The organism is Nocardia otitidiscaviarum NBRC 14405, assembly GCF_000308635.1.
GTDB lineage: Bacteria > Actinomycetota > Actinomycetes > Mycobacteriales > Mycobacteriaceae > Nocardia > Nocardia otitidiscaviarum.
In genome coordinates this window covers 1-3814 of record NZ_BAGD01000130.1, presented here as the reverse complement: position 1 = coordinate 3814, position 3814 = coordinate 1, and the positions used below count along the sequence as shown (strand labels likewise).

4 protein-coding genes and 2 pseudogenes are annotated in these 3814 nt (G+C 66.2%); 3 read left to right on the top strand and 3 right to left on the bottom strand.

The window, feature by feature from the left end:
- Nucleotides 1-1119 (bottom strand): annotated as a pseudogene (locus ON31_RS28400) (Fe-S oxidoreductase); the annotation flags it as partial.
- 167 nt (nucleotides 1120-1286) lie between these two features.
- On the opposite strand from ON31_RS28400, the pseudogene ON31_RS38620 reads away from it, so the two are divergent.
- Both ON31_RS38620 and ON31_RS38235 read left to right on the top strand, forming a co-directional pair.
- A pseudogene (locus ON31_RS38620) lies at nucleotides 1287-1499 on the top strand (patatin-like phospholipase family protein); the annotation flags it as partial.
- Between the two features lie 64 nt (nucleotides 1500-1563).
- Entirely contained in the window at nucleotides 1564-1776 is a 213-nt protein-coding gene (locus tag ON31_RS38235; protein ID WP_255222288.1) for a hypothetical protein, read from the top strand.
- A gap of 77 nt (nucleotides 1777-1853) precedes the next feature.
- On the opposite strand, the gene ON31_RS28390 is transcribed toward ON31_RS38235, so the two are convergent.
- Nucleotides 1854-2735: an NAD(P)-dependent oxidoreductase gene (locus ON31_RS28390; protein ID WP_051037865.1), complete on the bottom strand. Its 882-nt coding sequence runs from the start codon at nucleotides 2733-2735 to the stop codon at nucleotides 1854-1856.
- An 85-nt stretch (nucleotides 2736-2820) separates the two neighbouring features.
- Here ON31_RS28390 and ON31_RS28385 point away from each other — a divergent pair, with 85 nt between their 5' ends.
- Complete coding sequence (locus ON31_RS28385; RefSeq protein WP_255222287.1) at nucleotides 2821-3225, top strand: ArsR/SmtB family transcription factor; 405 nt, start codon at nucleotides 2821-2823, stop codon at nucleotides 3223-3225.
- Nucleotides 3226-3284: 59 nt separating this feature from the next.
- Here the strand turns inward: ON31_RS28385 and ON31_RS28380 are convergent.
- The coding region (locus tag ON31_RS28380) for an NlpC/P60 family protein (RefSeq protein WP_039818024.1) at nucleotides 3285-3814 on the bottom strand (530 nt) is incomplete at its 5' end.

Sequence of the window (3814 nt, the reverse complement as noted above, 5' to 3'; positions counted from 1 at the left end):
CACGCCGCCGAAGTCACCGCCCTCCGACGGCGCGACCAGCGGGCGTTCACCTTCGGCGCGATCCGATTCGGATAGCCTGCCCAGCGCGGATTCGTCGCCACCGGCCAGCAGATAGGGAGCCTTGGCATAGGTGTGATCACGCAGCGACATGATCAATAGCTTGGGCGACAACGGTTTTCCGGTATTCCAGGCCGGGCACTGCGACTGGCAGCGACCGCATTCGGTGCAGGTGGTGAAGTCGAGCAGGGCCTTCCAGGTGAAGTCCTCGACCCGCCCCGCGCCGAAAGAATCGACATCGGGATCGGCGGTCTCCATATCCAGGATCTTGCCTGCGGACATCATGGGCTTGGCCGCGCCCAGCGCGACACCACCATCGCCCTCACGCTTGAAATAGATGTTGAAGAAGGCCGAAATCCGATGCCAGGCAACGCCCCACGTGAGACAGCGGCCGATCAGGTACAGAAACGCCGCGCCGGCGAGCATCTTGACGAATGCGAAGGCCGAGATCATCAGCGGACTGGCCGGAAGCAACCGGGCGACCTGCATGGTGATCGGATCCGTGGACAGGTGGCCGCCGCCGTAGGTGGCGATCTTTCCGGCCTTGACCAGCGCATCCCCCAGACCGTGGGTGAGCACGATCGCCTCGATGGTGTATGCGGCGCCGAGGTTGGACCCGCTGAATCGTGACAGCCGCTCGGGGCGGCGCGGGTGGTTCAGCTGACGAATTCCGATCAGCGCCACGATGCCGAGAATGGTTCCGACGGCGAGGATTTCCTCCATCAGATGGTAGCCGGCGGTATCACCGATGATCGGCCAGCCGAATTCGGGATCGAAGGTCTGACCGTAGGACTCGAAGTAGAACACCATACCGAGCAGAAAGCCCACCATCACCAACCAGTGCGCCCAGCCCACGGTCCGGAACTTGTTCATCCGCGTGTGCGCGACCACCTCGATGACAACCGTCCGCAGGCGCGGCAGGACCGGACGCAACCGCGTCCGATCCGGCTGCCCTGCACGGAGGACGCGAACCATGCGGGCCAACCCGATGAACAAGGTTCCCCAGCAGATCACGGTGACAGCGGCACCGATGCTGCCCAATGCGATCGTCGCGGTACTCACAGCGCTGACCCCCCGGTCCGAATTCCACTGAGCAGCAATGACAGTTATGTTACTGGCCAGTAACTTACGTTTCGGATGTCAAGCTATCATCGAATCGGCGATAGCGGAAGTGCCGATCCCCCACCACGGTTCGCGTTCGCCCGCGACGGACGACCGGCGTGCATACGATGGCCCGCATGGGCAGTGGTCGTGATCGAAAGCCCGGGGGGACTGTTCGACGCTCGGTGGTGTTGGGCGGCGGCGGAATCCCCGGGACCGCGTGGATGACCGGATTGGCCGCCGAGTTGCGCCGCCGAGGAATCGATCTCAGCTCGGCCGATTCGATAGTCGGCACCTCCGCGGGCGCGATTGTCGGTGCCGCACTGGCGACCGGCCGCGATCTCGAATCGTTCGCCGATCATCAGGGTCCCCGACATCCTCGTGGTCATCGAGCCGCTGGCACACATGGTTTCGCGCGAGCGGCTGCACACCGAACTCGCCCACACCTCGGGCACGATGGTGCGGTTCGGTCCCGACGCCGCCATGATCGACGTGTTCCGAACCTACGCCGCCAACCCCCTCGCGAGTTGGCCCGAAGCCTTCCGCCAAGGAGTACGTCAGGCGGACTCATTGGCGCGGCGGTTGGCCGACGCGGGCTGGCCGACGCCGAAGCGATGATTCCGCCCGTCCCGACCGCGAGCGGCATATCGGCCGCGCGCGGTCGGACGCGGCAGGGATAGCGAAGCCCTCTGCGGCTAGGGATTTCCGGAGAGCATCGGGACGATCCGAGCGAGTCCGTCCGCCCCGTAGCCCGCGTTCACCGCACGCCGGAGGACGGCGTTCGCAGCGTCGACGATGCCGGTGTCGATGCCGTGGCGCGCGATCAGATCGCGGAGAGAGGCGAACGCGTCCGAGGCCGATGCGATGGTGGTGTCGTGGCCGGGATAGTCACCGGCCTCGACCTGTTCGGCGGTGTGCGCCATCATCTCCGGCAGCAACGCGACCACAGCGGGCACGAACGGCACCAACTCGTTGCCCTTGATCCCCTCGGCCTCGGCAAGTGAGATGCCGAGTGACGTGCCGAAGAACGAGAGCCAGAACACCGACACCAGAGCGGCATCGAACGCGGCGGCACGACCGTAGTCCGCGCCCAGGTAGGTTCCCTGCCCGGCGAGCACCCGCAACGCCGATTCGGCTGTCCGATAGCCACGCTCGGAACCCGAGTACAGCATGAGCGCTTCCGTTGTCCCGATGCCGTGCGGAACCGCCATGACAGCACCGTCCACGTAGTCGGCACCATGGCGCGTGGCCCACTCGGCTCGCCTGCGCGATTGTTCCGGGGTCGAGGACGTCAGGTTCACCAGCACCCGCCCGCGCAGCGCCGGGCCCGCCGTGCCCAATGTCTCCGCCACCGCCGCATCGTTGAGCATCGACACGACGACCAGCGGAGCGGCCGTGACCGCCTCGGCCACCGACGACCCCCGCGTCGCGCCGAGGTCGACCAGGGCCTCGGCCTTCGTTTCGGTCCGATTCCATACGGTCGTCCGATATCCCGCCGCCAAGAACGCCTTCGCGATCGCCGAACCCATCAGCCCCAGCCCCAGAACCGTGACGGGCGTGCGCAATTCGTCGGACATCCCATACCTTCCAATTGTTTGAAGTTTGTCCAACAATAATTGTTGTACGATCATCAAACTGTCAAGGGCCCGAGGAGGTGGGTACGTGCCCGCGGAACTGCCACACCCGGACACTGCGGATCTCGAGCTGGCGGCGGTCATGCATGCGCTGTCGGACCCGATCCGCCTGCAGCTGGTGGCCTGTCTGGCCTGTGACGAAGGCGAGAACTGCGGTGATCTCAGCCAGAACATCGAGCTGCACAAATCGACGCTGTCCCACCACTACCGGGTGCTGCGGGAAGCGGGGATCACCCGAACGACCGTCGTCGGCCGCACCCGGCTGATACGCCTGCGCTACCAAGACTTGCAGGCCCGGTTCCCCGGGCTGCTGAGTGTGGTGTTCCGCGCCCTCGTCGACATGATCGAGGACGACGAGCAGTGGGACGGTTCGGCCGCTGACCGCGCGAAACTGCTCAGCGCCCTGAAACGACCCGTGGACTCGCGATCCTGACCCAGTGGCGACGCGATCGCGACAACAGGACGTGACGTCGCAGCGGGCGTGGTCCGCGTTCAGACGATGCGGACCGCGTAGGGCATGATGCCCTCCTCGCGGACCGGGGAGACGCGGACGACGTCGCCGGATTGGGGGGCTTCGACCATTTTTCCGCCGCCGAGGTAGAGAGCTACGTGTTGGCTCCCGCCGGGGCCCCAGAACAGCATGTCGCCGCGTTCTCGGTCGGAGACGTTCACGCGGGTGCCCATGTTGTATTGGTAGCCGCTGTAGTGCGGGAGGGAGACGCCCACTCCGGCGAAGGCGTAGATCATGAGGCCGGAGCAGTCGAAACCGACCTTGTTGTAGTCGCCGTAGCTGTCGGCCACGCCGCCGTCGCGGATGCCGAGGGTGGGGCCGTTCTCATTGCCGCCGCCCCAGGCGTAGTCGACGCCGATCTGGGACATGGCGCGGTCGACCACCGTTTCGATGAGTTCGGCCCGGCTGCCGGAGGGGATGCCGGGGAGCGTGCCGGAGCGCTGCGGTGGTGGGGAGTCGCCGAGCTGGGTGTGCGGACGGTGGGTGGTGGCGGCCCCGGCGGCGCGTTCGG